This is a genomic window from Phormidesmis priestleyi ULC007 (assembly GCF_003003695.1).
Taxonomy (GTDB): domain Bacteria; phylum Cyanobacteriota; class Cyanobacteriia; order Leptolyngbyales; family Leptolyngbyaceae; genus Phormidesmis_A; species Phormidesmis_A priestleyi_A.
In genome coordinates, this window is sequence record NZ_PVWG01000003.1 from 21,248 (window position 1) to 42,492 (window position 21,245).

At 48.7% G+C, this 21,245-nt stretch carries 23 protein-coding genes; 17 read left to right on the forward strand and 6 right to left on the reverse strand.

Annotated elements, in window-relative coordinates; translation table 11 throughout:
• Positions 1–80 precede the first annotated feature (80 nt).
• The 11 genes from C7B65_RS04075 (at position 81) to C7B65_RS04125 (ending at position 8,984) form a co-directional block, all read left to right on the forward strand.
• Entirely contained in the window at positions 81–839 is a 759-nt protein-coding gene (locus C7B65_RS04075) for a sirohydrochlorin chelatase (protein ID WP_073074866.1), read from the forward strand.
• Between the two features lie 103 nt (positions 840–942).
• Complete coding sequence (gene cobA, locus C7B65_RS04080) at positions 943–1,749, forward strand: uroporphyrinogen-III C-methyltransferase (protein WP_223257491.1); 807 nt, start codon at positions 943–945, stop codon at positions 1,747–1,749.
• Positions 1,750–1,803: 54 nt separating this feature from the next.
• The gene (locus C7B65_RS04085; protein ID WP_073074857.1) at positions 1,804–2,268 is read left to right on the forward strand and encodes a GNAT family N-acetyltransferase; all 465 of its coding nucleotides are present in this window, start codon (positions 1,804–1,806) and stop codon (positions 2,266–2,268) included.
• 122 nt (positions 2,269–2,390) lie between these two features.
• Positions 2,391–3,317 carry an RluA family pseudouridine synthase gene (locus C7B65_RS04090; RefSeq protein ID WP_073074858.1) on the forward strand — a complete coding sequence of 309 codons (927 nt, stop codon included), beginning with the start codon at positions 2,391–2,393 and terminating at the stop codon, positions 3,315–3,317.
• A gap of 596 nt (positions 3,318–3,913) precedes the next feature.
• The gene (locus tag C7B65_RS04095; protein ID WP_073074859.1) at positions 3,914–4,432 is read left to right on the forward strand and encodes a C-phycocyanin subunit beta; all 519 of its coding nucleotides are present in this window, start codon (positions 3,914–3,916) and stop codon (positions 4,430–4,432) included.
• Between the two features lie 96 nt (positions 4,433–4,528).
• Entirely contained in the window at positions 4,529–5,017 is a 489-nt protein-coding gene (cpcA, locus tag C7B65_RS04100) for a C-phycocyanin subunit alpha (protein WP_073074860.1), read from the forward strand.
• Between the two features lie 253 nt (positions 5,018–5,270).
• A complete protein-coding gene (locus C7B65_RS04105; RefSeq protein WP_073074861.1) occupies positions 5,271–6,131 on the forward strand; it encodes a phycobilisome linker polypeptide in 861 nt (286 codons plus the stop codon).
• A gap of 98 nt (positions 6,132–6,229) precedes the next feature.
• Positions 6,230–6,499 carry a rod-capping linker protein CpcD gene (locus C7B65_RS04110; RefSeq protein WP_073074868.1) on the forward strand — a complete coding sequence of 90 codons (270 nt, stop codon included), beginning with the start codon at positions 6,230–6,232 and terminating at the stop codon, positions 6,497–6,499.
• Between the two features lie 45 nt (positions 6,500–6,544).
• Complete coding sequence (locus C7B65_RS04115; protein ID WP_073074862.1) at positions 6,545–7,381, forward strand: phycobilisome rod-core linker protein CpcG1; 837 nt, start codon at positions 6,545–6,547, stop codon at positions 7,379–7,381.
• 41 nt (positions 7,382–7,422) lie between these two features.
• Entirely contained in the window at positions 7,423–8,163 is a 741-nt protein-coding gene (locus C7B65_RS04120) for a phycobilisome rod-core linker protein CpcG2 (RefSeq protein WP_073074863.1), read from the forward strand.
• A gap of 59 nt (positions 8,164–8,222) precedes the next feature.
• Positions 8,223–8,984, forward strand: coding sequence for a phycobilisome rod-core linker protein CpcG4 (locus C7B65_RS04125; RefSeq protein ID WP_073074864.1), 762 nt, complete (start codon positions 8,223–8,225; stop codon positions 8,982–8,984).
• 144 nt (positions 8,985–9,128) lie between these two features.
• Here C7B65_RS04125 and C7B65_RS04130 read toward each other — a convergent pair whose 3' ends face one another.
• The 3 genes from C7B65_RS04130 to C7B65_RS04140 all read right to left on the reverse strand — a co-directional run bounded on the left by C7B65_RS04130 (position 9,129) and on the right by C7B65_RS04140 (position 11,139).
• Complete coding sequence (locus tag C7B65_RS04130) at positions 9,129–9,542, reverse strand: PPC domain-containing protein (RefSeq protein WP_223257492.1); 414 nt, start codon at positions 9,540–9,542, stop codon at positions 9,129–9,131.
• 284 nt (positions 9,543–9,826) lie between these two features.
• Positions 9,827–10,600 (reverse strand): DsbA family protein, encoded by a 774-nt coding sequence (locus C7B65_RS04135; protein WP_244913157.1) that lies wholly within the window; start codon positions 10,598–10,600, stop codon positions 9,827–9,829.
• A gap of 77 nt (positions 10,601–10,677) precedes the next feature.
• Positions 10,678–11,139, reverse strand: a complete 462-nt coding sequence (locus C7B65_RS04140) for a retroviral-like aspartic protease family protein (protein WP_106253907.1) — start codon at positions 11,137–11,139, stop codon at positions 10,678–10,680.
• 128 nt (positions 11,140–11,267) lie between these two features.
• Here C7B65_RS04140 and gatA point away from each other — a divergent pair, with 128 nt between their 5' ends.
• Positions 11,268–12,719: an Asp-tRNA(Asn)/Glu-tRNA(Gln) amidotransferase subunit GatA gene (gene gatA / locus C7B65_RS04145; RefSeq protein ID WP_106253908.1), complete on the forward strand. Its 1,452-nt coding sequence runs from the start codon at positions 11,268–11,270 to the stop codon at positions 12,717–12,719.
• A 221-nt stretch (positions 12,720–12,940) separates the two neighbouring features.
• Complete coding sequence (locus C7B65_RS04150; protein WP_106253909.1) at positions 12,941–13,516, forward strand: TMEM175 family protein; 576 nt, start codon at positions 12,941–12,943, stop codon at positions 13,514–13,516.
• A 112-nt stretch (positions 13,517–13,628) separates the two neighbouring features.
• Here C7B65_RS04150 and C7B65_RS04155 read toward each other — a convergent pair whose 3' ends face one another.
• The 3 genes from C7B65_RS04155 to C7B65_RS04165 form a co-directional block, all read right to left on the reverse strand.
• Entirely contained in the window at positions 13,629–14,108 is a 480-nt protein-coding gene (locus tag C7B65_RS04155) for a single-stranded DNA-binding protein (RefSeq protein ID WP_106253910.1), read from the reverse strand.
• A gap of 196 nt (positions 14,109–14,304) precedes the next feature.
• Complete coding sequence (locus C7B65_RS04160; protein ID WP_106253911.1) at positions 14,305–14,748, reverse strand: cupin domain-containing protein; 444 nt, start codon at positions 14,746–14,748, stop codon at positions 14,305–14,307.
• A 193-nt stretch (positions 14,749–14,941) separates the two neighbouring features.
• A complete protein-coding gene (locus tag C7B65_RS04165) occupies positions 14,942–17,482 on the reverse strand; it encodes a mannose-1-phosphate guanyltransferase (RefSeq protein WP_106253912.1) in 2,541 nt (846 codons plus the stop codon).
• A gap of 316 nt (positions 17,483–17,798) precedes the next feature.
• Between C7B65_RS04165 and C7B65_RS27625 the strand changes: the two genes are divergently transcribed.
• From C7B65_RS27625 to C7B65_RS04185, 4 genes are all read left to right on the forward strand, one after another.
• Positions 17,799–17,975 carry a hypothetical protein gene (locus tag C7B65_RS27625; RefSeq protein ID WP_181314328.1) on the forward strand — a complete coding sequence of 59 codons (177 nt, stop codon included), beginning with the start codon at positions 17,799–17,801 and terminating at the stop codon, positions 17,973–17,975.
• A gap of 4 nt (positions 17,976–17,979) precedes the next feature.
• Positions 17,980–18,660, forward strand: coding sequence for a class I SAM-dependent methyltransferase (locus tag C7B65_RS04175; protein WP_342352999.1), 681 nt, complete (start codon positions 17,980–17,982; stop codon positions 18,658–18,660).
• Between the two features lie 344 nt (positions 18,661–19,004).
• Positions 19,005–19,328, forward strand: a complete 324-nt coding sequence (locus tag C7B65_RS04180; RefSeq protein WP_106253914.1) for a CU044_2847 family protein — start codon at positions 19,005–19,007, stop codon at positions 19,326–19,328.
• Between the two features lie 5 nt (positions 19,329–19,333).
• On the forward strand, positions 19,334–21,235 hold the full coding sequence (locus tag C7B65_RS04185; RefSeq protein ID WP_181314329.1) for a CHASE2 domain-containing protein: 1,902 nt from the start codon (positions 19,334–19,336) through the stop codon (positions 21,233–21,235).
• The last annotated feature ends 10 nt before the right edge of the window (positions 21,236–21,245 follow it).

Sequence of the window (21,245 nt, forward strand, 5' to 3'; positions counted from 1 at the left end):
ATGGATGCAGCTAAGAACCACAAACAGAAGTTCGTTGGGGTAGAATCTATAGACTTTAAGAATTGTCTATAGGTTTGGTTTTGTCGCAATCTTCTGCTTATCTGCTAGTGTCTCACGGGAGCCGAGATCCGCGTCCGCAAGCGGCGATCGCGCAACTTGCTCAACGAGTGCAGCACAAAATGCAATCCGATACACCGTTGGCTTTAGTTGGGGCGGCTGTTTTAGAATGCGCTCCTTTGCCTCTACACGAGCAAATTCAGCAGTTTAGTCAAACCGCGATCGCACAAAATGTTCGTCACATTCAAATCGTGCCGCTCTTTTTGATTCCAGGCGTTCATGTGATGGAAGATATTCCTGAACAGGTCAAAATTGCTCAACAAACGCTAGGGGAAACGGTCACGATCGCCCTATCTCCTCACATCGGCACCCATCCAGGTATGGAAAATCTTCTGGCTAATCGTCTCGCTCAACGCTCTGCCGATGCCTATATTTTGATGTCACACGGCAGTCGGCGATCGGGAGGAAATCAGTCCGTCGAGACGTTAGCATCGAAAATAGGAGCGGTTTCTGCCTATTGGTCAGTGGCTCCCAAGCTAGAAGCCCGTCTGCAAGAATTGGCTCAGTCAGGACATCAGAAAATTGCGATTTTGCCTTACTTTTTGTTTACTGGAGGAATTATAGGCACGATCGCTCAAGCGGTTGATCAACTGTCTCAGCAGTTTCCAAACTTAGAGCTTGACTTGGCGACACCGCTAGAAGTGAGCGATCGCTTGGCTGACCTGGTTTTAGATTTGAGTCTACAATCCCCAAAAGAGATAACTGCGAATCCGTCGCTGTAATTATTTTGTCTTAATCGGTATCTAAGACTGCAACTCTTGAGCCGCTAACTGTCTAGCGTTAATGACAGTACTCATCTACTCAATTCTCTAACTGCCTTATTTGATGACTCTTAACTCTGATGCCGCTCTCATGTCCAACAAGCCAAAGTGCTTGGGCAAAGTTTATTTGGTGGGCGCAGGGCCCGGCGATCCGGGCTTGATGACGCTCAAAGGCAAAAGCTTACTAGAGTGCGCGGATGTCGTCGTTTATGATGCGTTAGTCAGTGCGCCGATTTTGGCAATGATCAACCCAAACGCCGAGCAAATCAGCGCAGGCAAGCGACGAGGACGGCACTCAATGGTGCAAGAAGAGATTACGCAAGTATTAGTTGATAGAGCGAAGACTGCGGCGATCGTCGTGCGTCTCAAAGGCGGCGATCCCTTCGTGTTTGGTCGCGGCGGCGAAGAGATGCAGGATCTCGTAAAAGCCGGGGTTCCCGTCGAGGTGATTCCAGGAGTGACTTCTGGCATTGCGGCTCCTGCTTATGCTGGCATTCCGCTGACTCATCGGTCTCATAGCTCGTCGGTGACGTTTGTGACGGGGCACGAAGAAGCCGGAAAATATCGCCCTGCGGTGAATTGGCAAGCGATCGCGCACGGGTCTGAAACGATCGTGATTTACATGGGCATTCACAATTTGCCCTACATTACAGGGCAGCTTCAACAAGCAGGATTGAGTGCCAAAACGCCGATCGCATTGGTGCGCTGGGGCACTCGACCTGAACAAGAAGAATTGATTGGAACCTTAGAGACGATCGCCGCTCAAGTCGAAGCGAAGGGATTTGGGGCACCTGCGATCGTCGTAATTGGCAGCGTGGTAAACCTACACGAAACTCTATCTGACTGCCGCCCACAATTTTTAGGCACATAAAGCCCTAAATTTTGTAAGTTAGAAGCGGTTCTCTAGCGATCGCTATTCATCCCCATGAAAATCAGACAAGCTACTCAACAAGATGCCTCTGAAATCATGAAATTGTTCTATGAAACTATTCATACAATTAATATCAGAGACTATTCTCAAGAACAAGTTAACGCTTGGGCACCTGACACCATGACCGTAGACAAATGGGTAAAACGACAAGACACAAAACAGACCTTTGTTGCTGACCACAACGGGAAAATTGTTGGGTTTGCAGAGTTTGAACCCGATGGTCACATCGATTGTTTCTACACTCACAAAGACTTTCAGGGTCAGAGTGTGGGAACGCAATTGTTGGATACGATCGTCACTCAAGCTACTCAATTACAACTGTCTCGCTTATTTGTTGAAGTCAGCATTACCGCCCGTCCCTTTTTTGAACACCGGGGATTTGCGATCGTCAAACCCCAAGAAGTCGAGTGTCGAGGGGTCAAACTTATAAACTTTGTGATGGAGCGCTACTTATCGTAAAAGTTCTCAATTCTCTAGCTTTTATCGGTAATCAATTCTCTAGCTTTTATCGGTAATCATTTTCAGCAATCCTGGTGAATATCAGACAATAGATGAAGTTGGATTATTAGGTTGCTCAAGAATTGTCTTCTCAAATTGATCTCTCTGTCGAAGAAACCCCCGATCGCCTTGATCGCTATCTCGCTGATCGAGTTACCGATTTATCTCGATCGCGACTGCAAAAGCTGATTGAGCAAGGTCACGTGCAGGTAAATGGCGAAGTTTGCACGTCTAAAAAGCTGGAGGTCAAATTGGGCGATCGCATTCAAATCGACATTCCCGCAGCCCAACCGTTAGAACTGCAAGCCGAAAACATTCCCCTCGACATTCTCTACGAAGACGATTCGCTGCTGATTCTCAATAAACCTGCGGGGTTAGTCGTACATCCCTCTGCCGGACACGAGGCAGGAACGATGGTTAACGCGCTTTTAGCTCACTGTCCGACCTTACCGGGAATTAATGGGGTTCAGCGTCCGGGTATCGTCCATCGGTTGGACAAAGACACCACAGGCGCGATCGCGGTTGCCAAAACCGAGCAAGCTTTTCACCATTTGCAAGAACAGTTCCGTACCAAAACCGCACGACGAGATTATTTAGCGATCGTCTACGGTGCGCCGCCTCAAGAAAAGGGCACGATCGATCAGCCGATCGGACGGCACCCAGTCGAGCGCCAAAAAATGGCCGTCGTGCCCGAAGAAAAAGGACGACGAGCCATCACTCACTGGCATGTGAAGGAACGCTTAGGAAATTTCACGCTGATGGAGTTTGAGCTTGAAACTGGGCGAACTCATCAAATTCGAGTTCACAGCGCTTTTATGGGGCATCCGATCGTCGGTGATCAGGTCTACGGGTCTGGGCGCAAATCTGTCAATGTGAACCTTCCAGGGCAAGCCCTGCACGCTTGGCGATTGCGGCTCAGACATCCGCTCACAGAAGAATGGGTGGTGGCGATCGCGCCTTTACCGTCTACATTCAAAAAGCTGCTAGAAGTGCTGAAACGGAGACTGTGAACTAGACAGTCATCACTACCACGTCTAAAATCTCGAAAGCCGTGTTACAAAACTACAGAAACCTTTACAGAGTACCAGTCAACCTTAAACTCAGAACCCTGTCTGAAAGCAGCTTGTGGCGATATTGAGAAACGATTAACTTAAGACAAGTTTACTAATAAATTTGTAATTGTGTGATTCGCTAAGGAAAAAGAGCTTTTTGATCGACACTAAAGCCGTGTCTGCTCTAGCTTTGACGATTTGTATCGCCAGACTTGATACAACTCAATAATTTGTAACAAATAATGCCCTTGCCACATTGTATAAAACTAATCTGAAGGGTAAAAACAACAGATGAAGTTCATCTAACCACTGATAACTCCGGGTTCTTGCCTTCTCATAATAAAAACGAAATTTTCTCAGATTTCTAAACGTTGCTTCATGAACCAGTTTATTAACAAGTGTTAAGAAGTGACGTAAATGAGAAGACAGCTTGAAATAATCAGATTGGGTTTTCACCCTTTCGGCTAAATCATTCCCAGTCTCAAAGATGGCTCGATCGAGCCTTCGAGTTCTGAGTCAAACGAACCAACTTCCAGTAATTAGGAGAAACATTCATGCTAGACGCATTCGCTAAGGTAGTCTCTCAGGCTGATGCCAAAGGTGAGTTTTTGAGCAGCTCTCAGCTAGATGCTCTGTCTGGTCTTGTCAAAGACGGCAGCAAGCGTTTAGACACCGTTAACCGCATGACCAGCAATGCTTCCGCGATCGTCACCAACGCAGCGCGCGCATTGTTTGCCGAGCAACCTCAGCTAATCTCCCCCGGCGGCAACGCTTACACCAACCGTCGCATGGCTGCTTGCCTTCGCGACATGGAAATCATCTTGCGCTATGTGACCTATGCAACCTTGGCTGGAGACGCAAGCGTTCTTGACGATCGTTGCCTCAACGGTCTGCGTGAGACCTACCAAGCATTGGGCGTTCCCGGCGGTTCTGTCGCTGCTGGCGTTCAAAAAATGAAAGAAGCTGCAATCAGCTTGGCCAACGACACCAACGGAATCACCAAAGGCGATTGCTCGGCGCTGATGTCTGAAGTGTCTAGCTACTTCGATCGCGCTGCTGCTGCTGTTGCTTAATTGCAATTAGTTACCATCGCTTGCGCTCTAGCGATAGAGCCAAACGCCAGAACCTTGTCCTAATAACAACAGACACCTTTAAGGGAGATATTGATCATGAAGACCCCGATTACTGAAGCGATCGCAGCAGCCGATACCCAAGGTCGTTTCCTTGGCAACACCGAACTGCAAGCAGTCAATGGTCGCTTTGAGCGCGCTGCTGCCAGCATGGAAGCGGCTCGTTCGTTGACCAACAACGCTCAAAAGCTAATTGACGGTGCAGCTCAAGCTGTCTACCAAAAATTCCCGTACACCACCCAAATGCAGGGTTCTCAGTATGCTGCGGGTCCCGAAGGCAAAGCTAAGTGCTCTCGTGACATCGGCTACTACCTCCGCATGGTGACCTATTGCTTGGTTGCTGGTGGAACAGGCCCCATGGACGAGTATCTAATTGCTGGTTTGGATGAAATCAACCGCACCTTTGACCTCGCTCCTAGCTGGTATGTAGAAGCTCTGAAAAACATCAAGGCTAGCCACGGTTTGGGCGGTCAGGCTGCTAACGAAGCTAACACCTACATCGACTACGCGATCAACGCCCTGAGCTAACAGTGCGTCTTGCCCGGAAAGGTATCGCGACCCGTCGGCTCCGGCTGACTGTTGTTTACCTTTCCGGGCATTGTTTTATCTAGGGTTACTCCAGGTTTGAATGTTTGAGTATAAATTCAACGATAAAAACCAAATCGGGAGTGATTAAGTTGGCGATTCGGCTCTCAGCAAATCTTCGCCAAGCTGCTGACGACTGAATGCTGACGACACCGCTACATATAAACGTTCGCCGTTCACTTAGGAGTCTTGATCGATGGCTATTACAACCGCAGCAGCGCGTTTAGGAACTTCTCCCTACGCGGAAACCAGTCAGGTTGAGTTGCGCTCACCCTGGACAAAAGAAGATGTTGAAAATGTGATTCGAGCGGTTTACCGTCAGGTGTTGGGCAACGACTACATCATGAAGTCTGAGCGTCTCACCAGTGCAGAATCGCTCTTGCGCGACGGTCAAATCACGGTCAGAGAATTCGTCCGGTTTGTTGCCAAGTCTGAACTATATAAAACCAAGTTTCTCTACGGCAATTTTCAAACCAGAGTCATCGAACTCAACCACAAGCACTTATTGGGTCGGGCACCGTTTGATGAATCTGACGTGATTCGTCACCTCGATATCTACGAACAACAAGGGTTTGATGCTGAAATCGATTCTTACATCGACTCGGCAGAATATCAGGCAAACTTTGGCGACAACGTGGTGCCTTACTATCGCGGCTTCCAGTTTGAGACAGGCGCGAGAACGATCGGGTTCACCAACATGTTTCGGCTCTATCGCGGTTATGCCAACAGCGATCGTGCTCAATCAGAAGGTTCAAAATCTCGTCTCGCTCGTGGGTTAGCTCAAAACACGGCAACCATGATCCAAGAGCCTTCGAGTGGGGCTGGTTGGTCACACTACGTGGCTTCCAGCGATTCGGCTCCCAACAAGTGTTTGGGCGGCTCTTTTGGTGAGAGCGGTCGGATTTATCGGGTCGTCGCGGCTGGCATCCGGGGCGGTGGCTATCCTGAAGTGCGTCGCAGCAGCACTGCTTATCTAGTGCCCTACGAGCAGTTGTCTCAAAAGATGCAGCAGATTCAGCGCACAGGCGCAAAAATCGTCAGCATCACGGTTGCTTAAGAAACTTTTGAGCTTTGAATTTTGGATTAGGCTTTCTAATTCAAAATTCAAAGCTAACCGCTTTTTACTTTAAACCTCGTTACAGGAGATTGCGATCGATGCTTGGTCAAACCGCAGTGGGCAGCGCAGCAAATACGACTTCTGGAAGCCGGATATTTCGCTACGAAGTGGTGGGTTTGCGTCAAAACGACCAGACCGACCAGATGAATTATCCCATTCGCAACAGTGGCAGTGTGTTTATCACGGTGCCCTACAGCCGCATGAACGACGAGATGCAGCGCATTTTGCGGATGGGCGGCAAAATTGTCAACATTACACCTCTCGAAGTGGATGAGAGCGACCATACTCTCGCCAAGGCTAAACGATAAGAAATTCTTACAGAGAACGGCGATTTAACCTGACTCATAACCTCTATGCTGCCATTACTTAACGTCACTCCCAAAACTCAAAATCAGCGAGTTGCTGGTTACGATGTGCTGGATGAGGATGATCCTCAAATCTATCGACTCAGTGATGCTAAAAGCGTTGACGAAGTGGATGCTCTAATCTGGGCAGCCTATCGTCAAATTTTTGGTGAACATCTGATTTTAGACAGCTATCGCCAGCCCTTTTTAGAATCGCAACTGCGAAACCGCCAAATCTCGGTGTCAGAATTGATCCGAGGGTTGGGCAAATCGGATGTCTATCGGGAATTAGTTGGCGAAACCAATTCTAACTATCGCCTGGTAGACATCACCTTTAAGCGCTTTTTAGGTCGATCGAGCTACGGCAAAGATGAGCAGATCGCGCAATCGATCGTCATCGCTACCCAAGGGCTACACGGCTTTATCGATACCGTGGTCGATGGAGACGAATATCGCCAAGCGTTTGGATCTGACATCGTGCCTTATCAGCGTCGGCGCATGGAAGGTCGTCCCTTTAATCTGTCAAATCCTCGCTATGGCGATTTTTGGCGCAACCGTCTCTTAGAGCGCGAATTGGCAACCCGTTCTTACTATCAAGTGCGGACTTACAGTTCGGGTGATTTAGACAAACAGGTGATTCGTCAGGCAATTCCGATGACCTTCCTCAATATGGCACAAGGAATTCTCACGCCTCAGTTAAACTCACAGCGCGATGTTGCCAGAGCCACTTCTAGCAATATCAAAGTGCCTGACAGCAGCCGTGCCGCGACAAGTTCTACTCAAACGGTGAAGAGAACAGCAGTGTCATTGCCCTATCGCTATATCCCTGGCAATCCTAAAGTTTAAAGGACTCATTCCTCCAAACAACCCTTCATTCTGCGTCCGCTATGTCAATTCCTTTGCTCGAATACAATCCCGCCTCGCAAAATCAGCGTGTTGCTGGCTACGAGGTTCCTAGCGAAGATACGCCTTACATTTATCGACTTGAAGACGCGATCGATGACACTGACCTGACCGACCTAATTTGGGCAAGTTATCGTCAAGTGTTTAGTGAGCACGTGATTCTCAAGAGCAATCGTCAAAGCAATTTAGAATCACAGCTAAGAAATCGGGCCATCACCGGGCGCGATTTTATTCGCGGCTTGGCAAAGTCTGAAACCTACCGTCGATTGGTTGTCGAAACCAACTCTAACTATCGAGTTGTGGAACTGACGCTCAAGCGGTTACTCGGTCGCGCTCCCTATAGCAAAGACGAAGAGATTGCCTGGTCGATCAAAATTGCCACCCTGGGCTGGGATCATTTTGTCGATGCTTTGATCGACAGCGACGAATATGAGCAGGCATTTGGCGAAAACACCGTGCCTTATCAGCGTCGTCGTTATAAAGATCGTCCCTTTAATCTGGTGACTCCTCGCTATGGCGATTATTGGCGCGACAAGCTAGAAACTGGGCGCTATAAATGGGGCGCGATCGAGAACTTCTTGGAGATGGCGCGATCGACTCCGATCGAAACTGTGCAGCCTGTTTCCGTCAACACGGCAAACATTCAAATTCCTGACATGACACGCAGCGTTCCTCAAAACACGCCCGTTTCGATTAGCACTCCAGCCAGTTTTCCGTTGCGTTAGCGGTTGATCTGCTGGTTTTACTGATTTGATTTGTTCATCAACACGAGGGAGATTCTAAAATGGCACTGCCATTATTGGACTATAGACCAAGCACCCAAAACCACCGAGTCAAGAGCTTTGGGCTTGCCGACCAAAACGAAGACACTCCTTATATCTATCGCATCGAAGATATGAGCGATGCCAACGATTTAGGGGAGTTGATCTGGGCAGCCTATCGGCAGGTGTTTAGCGAACACGAGACGCTAAAGTTTAACCGTCAAATCGCTTCTGAGTCTCGCGTCAAAAATCGGGCGATTACCGTGCGCGATTTTATTCGCGAGTTGGCAAAATCTGAGCGTTTCTACAGCACAGTCGTTTCTGTGAACAATAACTATCGCCTCGTGCAAGTTTGCCTCAAGCGCTTGCTCGGTCGCGATTCTTATAACCAAGATGAAGAGATTGCCTGGTCGATCAAAATTGCCACTCTGGGCTTTGACGGTTTTGTCGATGCGTTGCTCGACAGCGACGAATACACTGAGGCGTTTGGTGATTACACAGTCCCTTACCAGCGCAAGCGGATGGAGGCTCGCCCCTTTAACCTGGTGACTCCTCGCTATGGCGAAGACTTCCAAGAAACCGCAGGCACGATCAAAAATGATTGGCGCTTCACGGTAGACAAGTTCTACACCAAGAAATATCAAGAGCGCAATCTTCGTGAAGGCGATCCGGGTAAGTTTCGGGAGTTGGCAGCGGCGATCGCGCCCAAGGTCAATTATGCTCAACGGATTGCAGCGTCGAGCATTGACTATATGAGCAAAGTTCCTTCGCGGGACAAGCGATAAATCAACAGCGTTTTGAGCGTTGACTCAAAACCTTTTTGCTGGGTTTGATTTCTGTTTATAGAGCGATCGTTCACTGTGTTTCAGTTTTGAGCGATTGTTGTATCGATAAAAATCAAACCCAGCCGTTGTTTAAACGTTCAGACTTCAGTTCGTCGGCTTGAGTTTGGTCAGCTTGAGCTTAAAGGGGCCACCCGGAGTTTCCCCAAAGGCTTTAACTCTCACCACATAGTTTCCGGGTTTGGTGATGCGAGTAAACAGCAAAGAATTGGTCGTGCCATCCGGGCCGTCATCATTTTCGGCAACGGTTTCACCTTTGGCAGTCATCAATGTAACGATCGTGTCGAAATTGTCTGACGAAAGGTCGATCGAAACCTGATCCCCCGACTGTAGCGGCACTGAATAGTCGCGGGCAAAGTTTCCTTGACCCGTGGGAATATCATTTTCTGAGAGTTTGTCGCTAATTTCATTGCCCGGAGTCAGCGGAATGGGCGTATAAATTTTGTTTTGGGCGATCGCAGCGCCACGATCGCACCCCATTCCCAAAGCAATGACTATCATCCAAAAACGTTTCATCTCGCTCACAGCCCAATTTTTATTGATCTAACGTCAGTTCGACAGCAGTAGTTCGCTTCGGTGATGAATTTGGGAAGCCCCCTAAATCCCCCATTCTGGGGAACTTTGAACCGGAGATTTTGGCTTGAAGTCCCCCAAAGTGGGGGATTTAGGGGGCAAAAGCCGCTACAACGAAGCGAAAAACCTCGTCGAACTGACGTTAATCTAACTTCAAACAGTAAAGACGCTCCACCGGAACGTCTCTATGCAACCCGAATTCATGACTTGTTTTAGCCTTTGACTTTTGCAAGGGTGGCTTCGAGATCACTCAACTCGACTGAGCCAGAGAAAACGTTGCCATTCATCACAAAGAAAGGAGTGCCGTCAACGCCTAGCTTTTCAGCCATTTGCACATCTTGCGCGATCGCTGCCTCTGCTGCTTTGCTATCACGGTCTTGATTAAACTTCTGCACATCTAAGCCTAGAGCTTTGGCAGTTTCTTGATAAAAAGCATCACTTAATTGCTTTTGCTGCGTAAAAAGTGCGTCGTGATACTCCCAAAATTTGCCTTGCTGTCCGGCTGCCCACGCTGCTTTTGCTGCCGGAAGCGCTTCAGAATGGATCGAAGTCAACGGAAAATTCTTATAAACCAGGGTCACATCATTTTGGTGCTTTGCCATGAATTGCTTCAGCGTTGCGTGGGCTGCGCTGCAATAAGGGCACTGAAAATCCGAAAACTCAACTAATACAACTTTTGCCGTTTTTGCGCCCGTTGTTGGAGACTGACCAATCACCGCTTTCGGATTGGTTTTCAGGTCTTGGACAAACGCTTGTTGCGCTTTTTGCTGCTGACCTTGCTGTTGTTTTTGATAATCTCGCACCGATTCCAACACGACTTCTGGGTGCTTGCGAATGATTTCTAACACTTGTTGTTCTAACTGCGGACTAATGTTAGTGTCTGCCTTCACTGGGGCAGAACAGCTAAAGAGCGTCCAGCTTAACAGCAACAGTCCGGCTAGTTTTGATGCTTGTTTGATCATCGATCGCGTCTTAAATTCTTTCACGTTCTCTTTCCCATTCACCAAACCTTTCATCAGAAGATTCTAGCTTTTACTGCTTGACTGCTGCACAAAGTCTGAAGCTACTCCAAAATCGAATGCCCATAAATCGTCAAATACGTCTCGGTTGAGCTGATGGGCAACACTTTCAATGTTTGATTTTGCAAGTCAAGCTCGATTCCTAACGCCTCTAGTGGAATCACACCCAGCAGCGGATTTCGACCTCCTGGCAACTCTAAACACTCAAACGTGCCTTCTCGATCGTGTAAAGAAATCGTGGCATCTCTAAAAACTCTGGCTTTGCCGATGCCCATCGCGGTTGAAACATCCACTTCCTTGAGAAGCTTTAGTCCAAGTTGCTCGATCACGTCTTTGGGTAGGCACAGCGTCGTTGCACCCGTGTCTACTAAAACATTTTTGAGGGTGAGCGATCGCACCTGTTCGGGTAATATCGTTCCATCTTCGGCTCGAATTTGGTCAGCCCGATTGATGATCACTAGAGTCGTTAAAACTTTTCCCATGTCAGTGTCGAGTTGTACAGACATCAATTTACCTCCTAGTGATCCTTCAGAACCAACAGCTTTATTCTAACGAGCGTGAGGATTAAGACTGTCCCAACTTTCCACTCCCTTCTATACTGGAAAGTTGGACGCTGAATCAGAGAGGACATTGCATGGCATCCATCCGCGAGTTGCATCAACAACTCATCAATAAAGAACGATCGGCAGTTGAAATCGCCCAAGAAGCCCTGAACCGGATTAAAAGTATCGAGCCGAAGATTCACAGTTTTTTGCACGTCACGCCCGATCGCGCCCTAGAGCAAGCCCAGCAAGTGGATGCCAAAATTGCCGCCGGAGAAGAGATTGGGCTGCTGGCAGGAATTCCGATCGGCATCAAAGATAACCTGTGTACAAAGGGCATTTCCACCACTTGCGCGTCGCGAATTCTGCAAAACTTTGTGCCGCCTTATGAATCGACGGTGACGCAAAAACTAGCCGACGCAGGCACCGTAATGGTCGGCAAAACCAACATGGATGAGTTTGCGATGGGCGGCTCCACTGAAACCTCTGCCTATCAACTCACCGCAAACCCCTGGGATGTGGCGCGAGTGCCGGGTGGCTCGTCGGGCGGATCGGCTGCGGCGGTTGCGGCTGATCAGTGTGTCGTTTCTCTCGGCTCTGATACGGGCGGCTCAATTCGTCAACCTGCCTCGTTTTGCGGCATCGTGGGCATGAAGCCAACCTATGGTTTGGTGTCTCGCTATGGATTAGTCGCGTTTGCATCCTCGCTGGATCAAATTGGCCCGTTGGGTCGATCGGTCGAAGACACTGCGATTTTGCTGAACGCGATCGCTGGATACGATCCCAAAGATGCCACGAGTCTCAAGGTCGAAGTGCCTGACTATACGCAGTTTCTCACGCCTGATATCAAAGGCAAAAAAGTCGGTGTGATTCGCGAAACCTTTGGCGATGGGTTAGATCCAGAGGTTGAGAAAACCATTCAAGGGGCGATCGCGCAACTCAAAGATCTAGGAGCCGAGATTCAAGAAATCTCCTGTCCTCGATTCCGCTATGGCATTGCAGCTTACTATATCATTGCGCCTTCAGAAGCCTCGGCAAATCTAGCTCGTTACGATGGCGTGAGATATGGTGCCCGCGCTGAAGACGCAGAAAACTTGATGGATATGTATCTGCGGACTCGTTCTGAAGGCTTTGGCGCAGAAGTCAAACGCCGGATCATGATTGGCACTTACGCGCTTTCGGCAGGCTATTACGATGCTTATTATCTGCAAGCTCAAAAAGTGAGAACGCTGATCAAACAAGACTTTGAGCAAGCTTTCTCGCAGGTGGATGTGTTAGTGTCTCCGACTGCGCCAACGACAGCGTTTAAGATGGGCGAAAAAACGGCTGACCCACTGAGTATGTATCTGACAGACTTGATGACGATTCCGGTCAACTTAGCAGGGCTTCCGGGCATGAGTGTGCCGTGTGGATTTGATGCTCAAGGAATGCCGATCGGACTGCAAATCATCGGCAATGTGCTGCGAGAAGACCAAATTTTTCAGGTTGCCTCTGCCTATGAGCAAGCCACCGAGTGGCACAAGCACAGCCCCAAGTTGGACTAGTGATCAGAAGTTTTAGGTTTTAGGTTCTTGACTCCTGAAACTTCTGATTTGATTAACTCTAGCGATTCAGCAGACGAGAAATGTGGTTGTCGATCGCATTCCTGCTGACTGTCAGATACTGTTCATTTCAGCGTAGCAGAATCGGTTCAAGAAGCCTTACGAATAGGACGGTACGCATATCTTTAAGTGGTGAAGTAGCGCAAAAATGAGCCTCTGCACAGATGGGGAAAGGAAGATTAGAAGCATTCAGCGACGGTGTAATCGCCATTATCATCACGATCATGGTGCTAGAAGTCAAGGTTCCTCATGGAAGTGACTTAGCGGCGCTGCGTCCTCTAATACCGATACTTCTGAGCTATGTGTTGAGTTTTATTTATGTCGGCATCTATTGGAACAACCACCACCACTTGTTACAAGCGGTTGAACACGTTAATGGTCGAATTCTTTGGGCTAACCTACATCTGTTGTTCTGGTTGTCGCTCATTCCCTTCGTCACTGGCTGGATGGGTGAGAACCATTTCGCCACTTTGCCTGTTGCCCTTTACGGCGTAGTGCTTTTGTGTGCTGCGATCGCTTACTTTATCCTCACCAAAGTCCTGATTGCCTACCACAGCAAAGGTTCTGCTTTAGCGATCGCAATTGGCAGAGACTCTAAAGGAAAAGTGTCGATGGTGCCCTACGCGGTGGCGATTCCGCTTGCGTTTATCAACTCGTGGTTTGCCTGTGCGCTATATGTTTTGGTCGCGATCATGTGGCTGATTCCCGATCGTCGCATTGAGAGAACTTTAATTTCGTAGAATTGGTTTATGAATGGGGAAGATCTGCATGAGGGCACGGTATGCCATGCCCCTATGGTCGTTCAATCTGCAATTGTTTTTGAAATGGGTATAACAACTTCGGAAAACCATCCTAAAACGGAATATCATCTAGTTCAGGCTGATCGATCGGGGCAGGTGCCGCCGGAGCTTTGGTTACCGTTTTTGCCTTAGGAGTTGCAGCAGGTTTTGCCGTTTGAGTCGTTGCCACAGCCGCAGGTTGAGCAACCGTTCCCGCAGAAGACGCGATCGCCGACGAAGTAATCTCTGCCCCATTTAAGGCATAGATCTTCTGCACCGTCATTTCTGCTGTTTTCTCTTTAAAGCCTTCAGGACGCTCGACAGTGTTCATCGTTAAGCGCCCATCCAGAATGACGCGATCGCCGACATGATAGTTTGCCTGAATGTCTTGTGCCAGGTTGCCCCACCCTACAACCTTCAGCGTCACCGGAGGCTCTTCGGGACGCAGCCCCGCAAACTGAACGCGCATCTCAGCGATCGGCGTTTGGTTGTCAGGCGTAAAGCGGAGTTGAGGCTCTTGGATGATCTCCGCCATTAAGATGCAGTTATTCATGGGTCGTTCGTCCTTCTTGAGTCGATTGTCTGCTGTGAGTGAGCTAGTCCTTCCAGCGAATTAGTCCTCACCGCCACTTCTTAATTTTAACCGTTGGCTGATCAACCCAGCACTTCTTCAAAAGCGACTGAGGAGATTATCCACCTGGGTAAAGTCCCTATCAAAAGAGTTGTTGTCTTAGAGCTTGACTTGAGTGTCAGGACGACTCACTTAAGTCATAAAGCACAACATTTTCTTGATCATTGGGGTCATTACGAGCCACGATCGCCTGCGCTGCTTCTGTTAGGCTGAGATTGGTGGGCTGATGGGGCACATTGGGGGGAATAAAAATGAAGTCTCCCGCTTCATTAATCATAGACTGCTTTAGTCCTGCACCGTAGCGTGTTTCCACACGTCCCTTGAGGATGTAAATAGCTGTTTCATAATCCCGGTGAGAATGGGGTTCAGCCGTTCCACCCGGTGGGATCACAACTAAATTCATCGAAATGCCTGTAGCCCCAACTGTGGACTTAGAAATGCCAACAAAGTAGGGTAAGCGCTGGTGTGTCCATGTTTCTGTCTGAGGTCGGATGGTGATCACTTCTGGATGTTCACACTGTCCAACATTGTGAGGAGAATGGGATGGTTCTAGGAATGTCATATTTTTCTCTCCAATACAAATATTGATCTCTAACGCTGAATTTTTTAGATTTGAATTATGACATTTTCAAATCTAGGTTAGCGAATGATTAAACCAATAAGTTATAAGAATATTGTCGCAAAGCGCAACGCACCCTATAACATTTTTACAACCGATTTGGGATTGCTATACCGAGTGTCCCGACAGACTATCGTTAATACACCCTCTCCATTTTGATTTCTTCGACTCCTTGCTCTTGATAAACAAACTCTTGCACTCGCAGGCGATATTCTCGCAGCGTCTCATCGACCCAGCCCCGATCGTGACTGTTTGCGTAAATATGTACCAGCGGTTCGCCAGCGTCGGGCAAAATCAACACCCAGCTATCGTGCGAATGGTTAAAGATTTTCACCCCGTCGATTAGCTCTAATGTCTCGACCGCGTGGCTTTCGACTAAGTGACGCATCAAGGCTCCCTTGACTGTCCAGGGGCAGCGGACTGAGTAAGTTTTGTGGGAAATCCGAGGACAGTCTGCCCGAATCTGCGCCAGCGTTCTTTCTTGCAGGGTCAACATCTCAATCAGTTTGGCAATGCAAAACATCGCATCAAATCCGGGGTGCAGTTGCGGAAAGATAAAGCCCATCTCGCCACTGCCGCCCAACACCGTGCTGGGATTAGTATGGCAAGCTTCCATTAATGCAGTTGGGTTTGCCTTAGTGCGAATCACTTTGCCATCGTGACGACGGGCAATCAGTTCGACGGCGCTAGAAGCGTGAACGGGAACGACGATCGTACCTCTGGGGTTTGAGGTCAAAATCATATCGACCATCAACGCTGTCAGCGTCTCGCCCCGAATTGGGCTGCCTGTTTCGTCTACTAAAACGAGTTGTTCGCCGTTTGCAGACACCTGAACGCCAAACGTTGCTTTCAGCGCTTCGACCACATGACCCAACTGATTGAGCAAGCCTTCGCGATCGGCGATCGTCGGGGCCGTCTGCGTCAGACTCGCATTCAGCACAACGGCATCGCAGCCAAACTTTGCCAACAGTTGAGGCAAGACAGCCCCCGAAACTGCGTAGGCATAGTCAATCACCACTTTAGAACTGCTGTGATGGACGGCTTGCAGATTCAGGTGTTTTTCAAACCCGCGACTGTAGAGATCAATGGCGTGATTGACGATCACCACATTGCCAATCTCATGAACTTGCGCTCGTCTAAAGTCTTCTTTAAAAAAGGCTCCTTCAATTTTCTTTTCGATTCCTTTGGAAATGTTGATGCCTTTGCGATCGAAAAATTCAATCAAAATGTGATCCGATCGCTCTGGGTGTACGCGTACATGAATGCCACCCGCAACGTTCATGGTTGGCATCACTGATCGCGCCACCGGAATCGAGGTCGCTTCTAAATTTTGCACATTCACACCGACCGACATCAGCCCCGCAATCAGCGATCGTGACACCATGCGCGCGATCGGACGCTGATCACGCGACACCGTGACATGAGAACCCGATTTGAGAGTCGAGCCATAAGCCGCGCCCAGCTTGACGGCAAACTCTGGAATAATATCGACGTTGGCGAGTCCAGAAACGCCGCGCTGTCCAAATAGGTTGCGGTGAGCCGTATAGCCCCAGATCAGATTGGTGTTGAGCGTTGCACCCGCCTCGACGCTTTTGCTCGGCCACACCCGCACATTTGGGCTGACTTGTGCCTCTTCGCCAATGCTCGATAACGGCCCGACTACCGCCCCTTCTAAGACGTGTCCCCGGCGATCGACCCTCGCGCCTCGCGCAATCACACAAGCCCGTAAATGGACTTCTTCACCAATCATCACCCCATTCCAGACGATCGGACGCTTGAGGTCGGCATCGGCTCCGACTGTGACGTTATCGCCGATCGAGGTGCCGCCTTCAATTTGCACTCTGGCACCAATGCGGCAGTTATCTCCAATAATCGTGGGAGTCTCAATGTGAGCCGAGGGATCGATATAAGTGTTTTCGCCGACCCACAGCCCCGGCGATCGCTCTGTGTAAGGAAAGGTAAGCTTTACTTTTCGCAAAAGCCCGTCATATTGGGCTTCACGGTAGGCATCTAGATTCCCCACGTCGCACCAATAGCCATCGGCAATGTAGCCATACATCGGCTCATCCTTCTCTAGCAACAAGGGAAAGAGATCTCTTGAAAAATCGGCTTCTTCGTCAAAGGGCAAATATTCTAAAACTTCTGGCTCCAGAATATAGATGCCCGTGTTGACCGTATCTGAAAAGATTTCGCTGCTCGAAGGCTTCTCTAAAAAGCGGCGAATTCGATAATTTTCGTCAGTGATCACGACCCCAAACTCGATCGGGTTCGGCACTCTCGTCAAAATTAACGTCGCCTTAGACTGTTTGCGCTTGTGAAACTGAATGGCGGCAGTCAGATCAAAATCTGTGATGCTGTCGCCGCTAATCACCAGAAATGTGCCATCTAGTAACTCGACAATATTTTTGACACAGCCAGCCGTGCCGAGCGGTTGATCTTCCTCAACGGCATAAGTCATCTGCACCCCAAACTCACTGCCGTCTTGAAAATAATCGCGCATGACATCGGGCAAGTAGTGCAGCGTAGCGATCACTTCTCGAATGTGGTGGCGTTTGAGTAAATTAATGATGTGTTCGGCGATCGGGCGATTGAGAATCGGCACCATCGGTTTAGGCAGATCGCAGGTGAGGGGGCGCAGTCGCGTTCCTGATCCACCTGCCATTAGCACTGCTCGCATACGGTCTCCTTGCTGGTTTGCGCGTAACTCTGGTGTAACTCAACAACGCTGGATCGTTTAAGTTTGGTCAATGAGGTTGCTTAACTTTATTTGACAGTGCCTGCAATTTTTGTGCCATTCAACCTAACAATTGTTAGCAAATCGTTTTGTTTCAGAATTTTGAGTCATCAAGACTGCAATCTTCAAGAAATATTGCGGACGATCGCCCAATCTCAGCGTTTTAGACACACGCTGACCCCTAGTAGTTGATCAGGGCTTGCTAGAATCGCTAGTAGTTCTATTCTCTTTGTTTTATCGTCGATTGGGGGTCATTGAAATGGGGATACTTGGCTTTTTAGCGTTAGTTATTTACGCAGGTGGAGTTTGGAAGTTTTGGACAGGCTTTCGGCGGACAAATTTTAGTCAAGGACGGTTTTATCTCGCGTTGCTGTGGCCCGTCTTGTTGGTCAGCAAATCCTATCGCCAAAATTTCACCAAAGCACTGAAGGGATAAGCTTTTGAATCAACCCTTAGATTGGCAGTCTCAAATGACTGCCGTTGCCCAGCGTTTTAACCAAGAATATCGAGGAGAGCCATTTGACCTCCCGGAAGAAGTGCAAGCCATGCCGATCTTTCGGGAGCGCACTTCTGGCATTTTGCAAGCAAAGTTGACCTCTCCTTTTTGGCAACTTGCCCAACCGCAAAAAAATCAGCGCTGTTTAGATATTGGCTGTGGAGTCAGCTTTTTGATTTATCCTTGGCGCGATTGGGGGGCACTGTTTTACGGGCAAGAAATCAGCACTGTCGCAAGAGATTTGCTGAATGCTCGTGCCCCACAGCTCAACTCTAAGTTATTTAAAGGCGTGAGTTTAGGCGCTGCCCATGAGTTGCACCATGAAGCCAATCAGTTTGACCTGGCGATCGCCACAGGTTTTAGCTGCTACTACACGATCGATTACTGGCTAACTGTTCTCTCCGAGGTTAAGCGCGTTCTCAAACCAGGAGGAGTCTTTGTCTTTGATGTGCTAAACCCCGAATCGCCGTTAGCCGAAAACTGGGCGATTTTAGAAACTTATATGGGGGCAGAAGCGATTTTAGATCCACTACCTGCATGGGAAAAAGCCATCAAATCCGAGGGGGGAAAAATCATCAAAACATTACCCGGTGAATTATTTCAGCTATACAAAGTAACGTTTTAGTCCCGTCGAGAGGATTAGACCTGAGAGGTTTTGAAAACCTCCCAGGTCTCGCCTGACTATTACTCACATCTTTTCTTATACAAAGAGACTATAATGACTAGACTTCTTGCATAAGTAGCAGAATGTGAGGCTGAAACTGTTAGGAATTCGTTCAAGAAATGGACTTTTGCAAGAGGTCTACTGAACCCTTAGAACACTAATAGTCTCGTAGCCTATTCTCAATAATCAAGAATTAATGAGAATAGGGAGTTATTCAAAAGTACTTTTCAGTAAAGCTTTTAGCCTTGTGGGTAGTAGTCAAGGCAAAGCCGGAGGTTGGTGACCAGGTTATTCGGGGAGAAAATATGCTAGAAACTAAATTGATCCAACTGGAAGACGGCACTTTAGTGGAAGTGGAAGTTCCGCCTGATCAGGCTCGTCCCATTTCTGGTGGCTTTGCCGATAAGGTGAGCGAATCGTTCGATCACATTCGCCCAATCTTGATCCACGTCTGTCGTCCGATCGCAGATGCCTGGCAGGAAATTAATCAAGAAATGAATATTGAACAAGCGGAAGTGCAAATCGGTTTGAGCTTTGAAGGAGAAGGTAATCTTTACATTACTAAATCCAAGGCGGGCGCTAATCTGATGGTGAAACTAACTCTGAAGCCGAAGGAGCCAAGGCAGTGACTTCGGTGAGCGAAAATCTCCTGAAGTCCATCGTACTGATTGAGAGTAACAAGCCCAAGGACAGCAACTTTGGTACGGGGTTTGTCATAGATCGTGACGACCAGTACACCTATGTGTTGACGTGTGCCCATGTGGTGAATGCAGTGGGTGGGAAAGCGGCACTAAAAGTCGGGGAACTGTCTGTCGAACTAGTGGTGTTGGGCAAGGAGAGAAGTACAGATTTGGCGGTGCTAGCAGTTCAGGGGTTATTTGACAAGCCACTGCTTAAGCTAAGAATGACCACTAGTGTAGGAGAAATATTTATTACGGCTGGGTTTCACTCTTCTGCGGGGACGCATCAACTGCTGCAAAATCGGGTCAAGCTGAAGCAACGAGACGTAGATCGGGTGTTGTTAGCAGATGGTACAGAACTGCTGTCTGCCTGGAATTTGGAAGTGACTCAAGGAGAAAGGCTAGAGCCGGGATGTAGTGGGTCGCCTGTGGTACAAGAAAAAACTGGAGAAGTCACGGGGGTGGTGATTCATCGCAAGGACGACAAAGGGCAGGAAGGACTTGCGATCTCCATTACAGCATTAGAAAAAGTTTGGGCAGCGCGATCGTCGGACTTACTGCAACCTCCCCCCGAAGAAATTGCTCCACCCTCGCCAAACCCGTTCAAATTTCATCCATTCAGGTTCTGGCGCGATCATAATCTGCACACAGCACTGCGGATTGGTGGCTTGGTAACGGTTGCGATCTGCGGTATCCGGTTTCTAGGAGGTATGCAGTCAGTAGAACTAGCTATGTTTGACCAACTGATGCGATCGCGGTTAAGCAGCGACGAGGCAGACGATCGACTTCTGATTATTGAAGTAGACCAGGCAGCTATTAATGACCAAGACCCTAATGAACGACGCGGTTCAGCCTCCTTGTCAGACAGAACCTTAAACGACCTGTTACAAAAACTCGATGCTTATCAGCCAAAAACGATCGGACTCGACATCTACCGCAATTTTGAAGTCACCAAACCATTTAAGAGAACCCTGGGGGAACGGCTGCGAAGAGACGATCGTGTGATTACCGTCTGCAAAGTGCCTGATTCGGGAAGTGGCAGTAGCGGCATTAAACCACCGCCAGAAGTGCCCAGCAACCGGACTCCAGGCCGAGTAGGATTTAGTGATTTTGTTGCTGATGAAGGCACGATCGTACGCCGTCAACTGCTGGAAATGAGCCTAGAGCAACGAGAACCGCCTTGTTTTGCCCAGTTTGCCTTTAGCCTTCAGCTTGCTGCTCACTATCTCCACGCCAAGCCAGAACCTACGCCAGAAGGATACTCCCTCAAAGGCACCGTCTTCAAACCCTTGCAGGGCTACACGGGCGGCTATCAAGGCATTGATGCAGGCGGACATCAAATTTTGCTCAACTACCGCAGTCCCAAAGGCTCGCCCCGCAATATTGCAGAACGCATTACCCTAAAGAATTTTCTAGCTGGAGACCCCTTGACCGTCGATCGACTCCAAAATCGTATTGTCCTCATTGGTGTGACCGATCCAGACAAGGGCGATAGCTGGAATACACCTTATCAAGAGCAGATTCCTGGTGTCACGGTGCAAGCCCAAATGGTGAGTCAAATCCTTAGCGTCATCAAGAGGGAAAGACCCTTAATTTGGACATTGCCTCAATGGGCAGAACTGCTGTGGATTTGGGCGTGGGCAACGGTTGGTGGATTATTAGCTTGGCGCATTCGATCGTTCTTGACGCTTCTAGTATTCGTGGGAGGCGCGATCGTGGGTCTTTGCTTCATTTGTGTGATTTTGTTAATGCGGGGTGGATGGTTGCCGCTAGTTCCTTCAGGGTTTGCCCTAGCTTTTGCTACAACTGGTGTGAGAGTGGTCATCTATTCCACTAATCCGGGTAAGCCATCTTAATTTCAGTCTT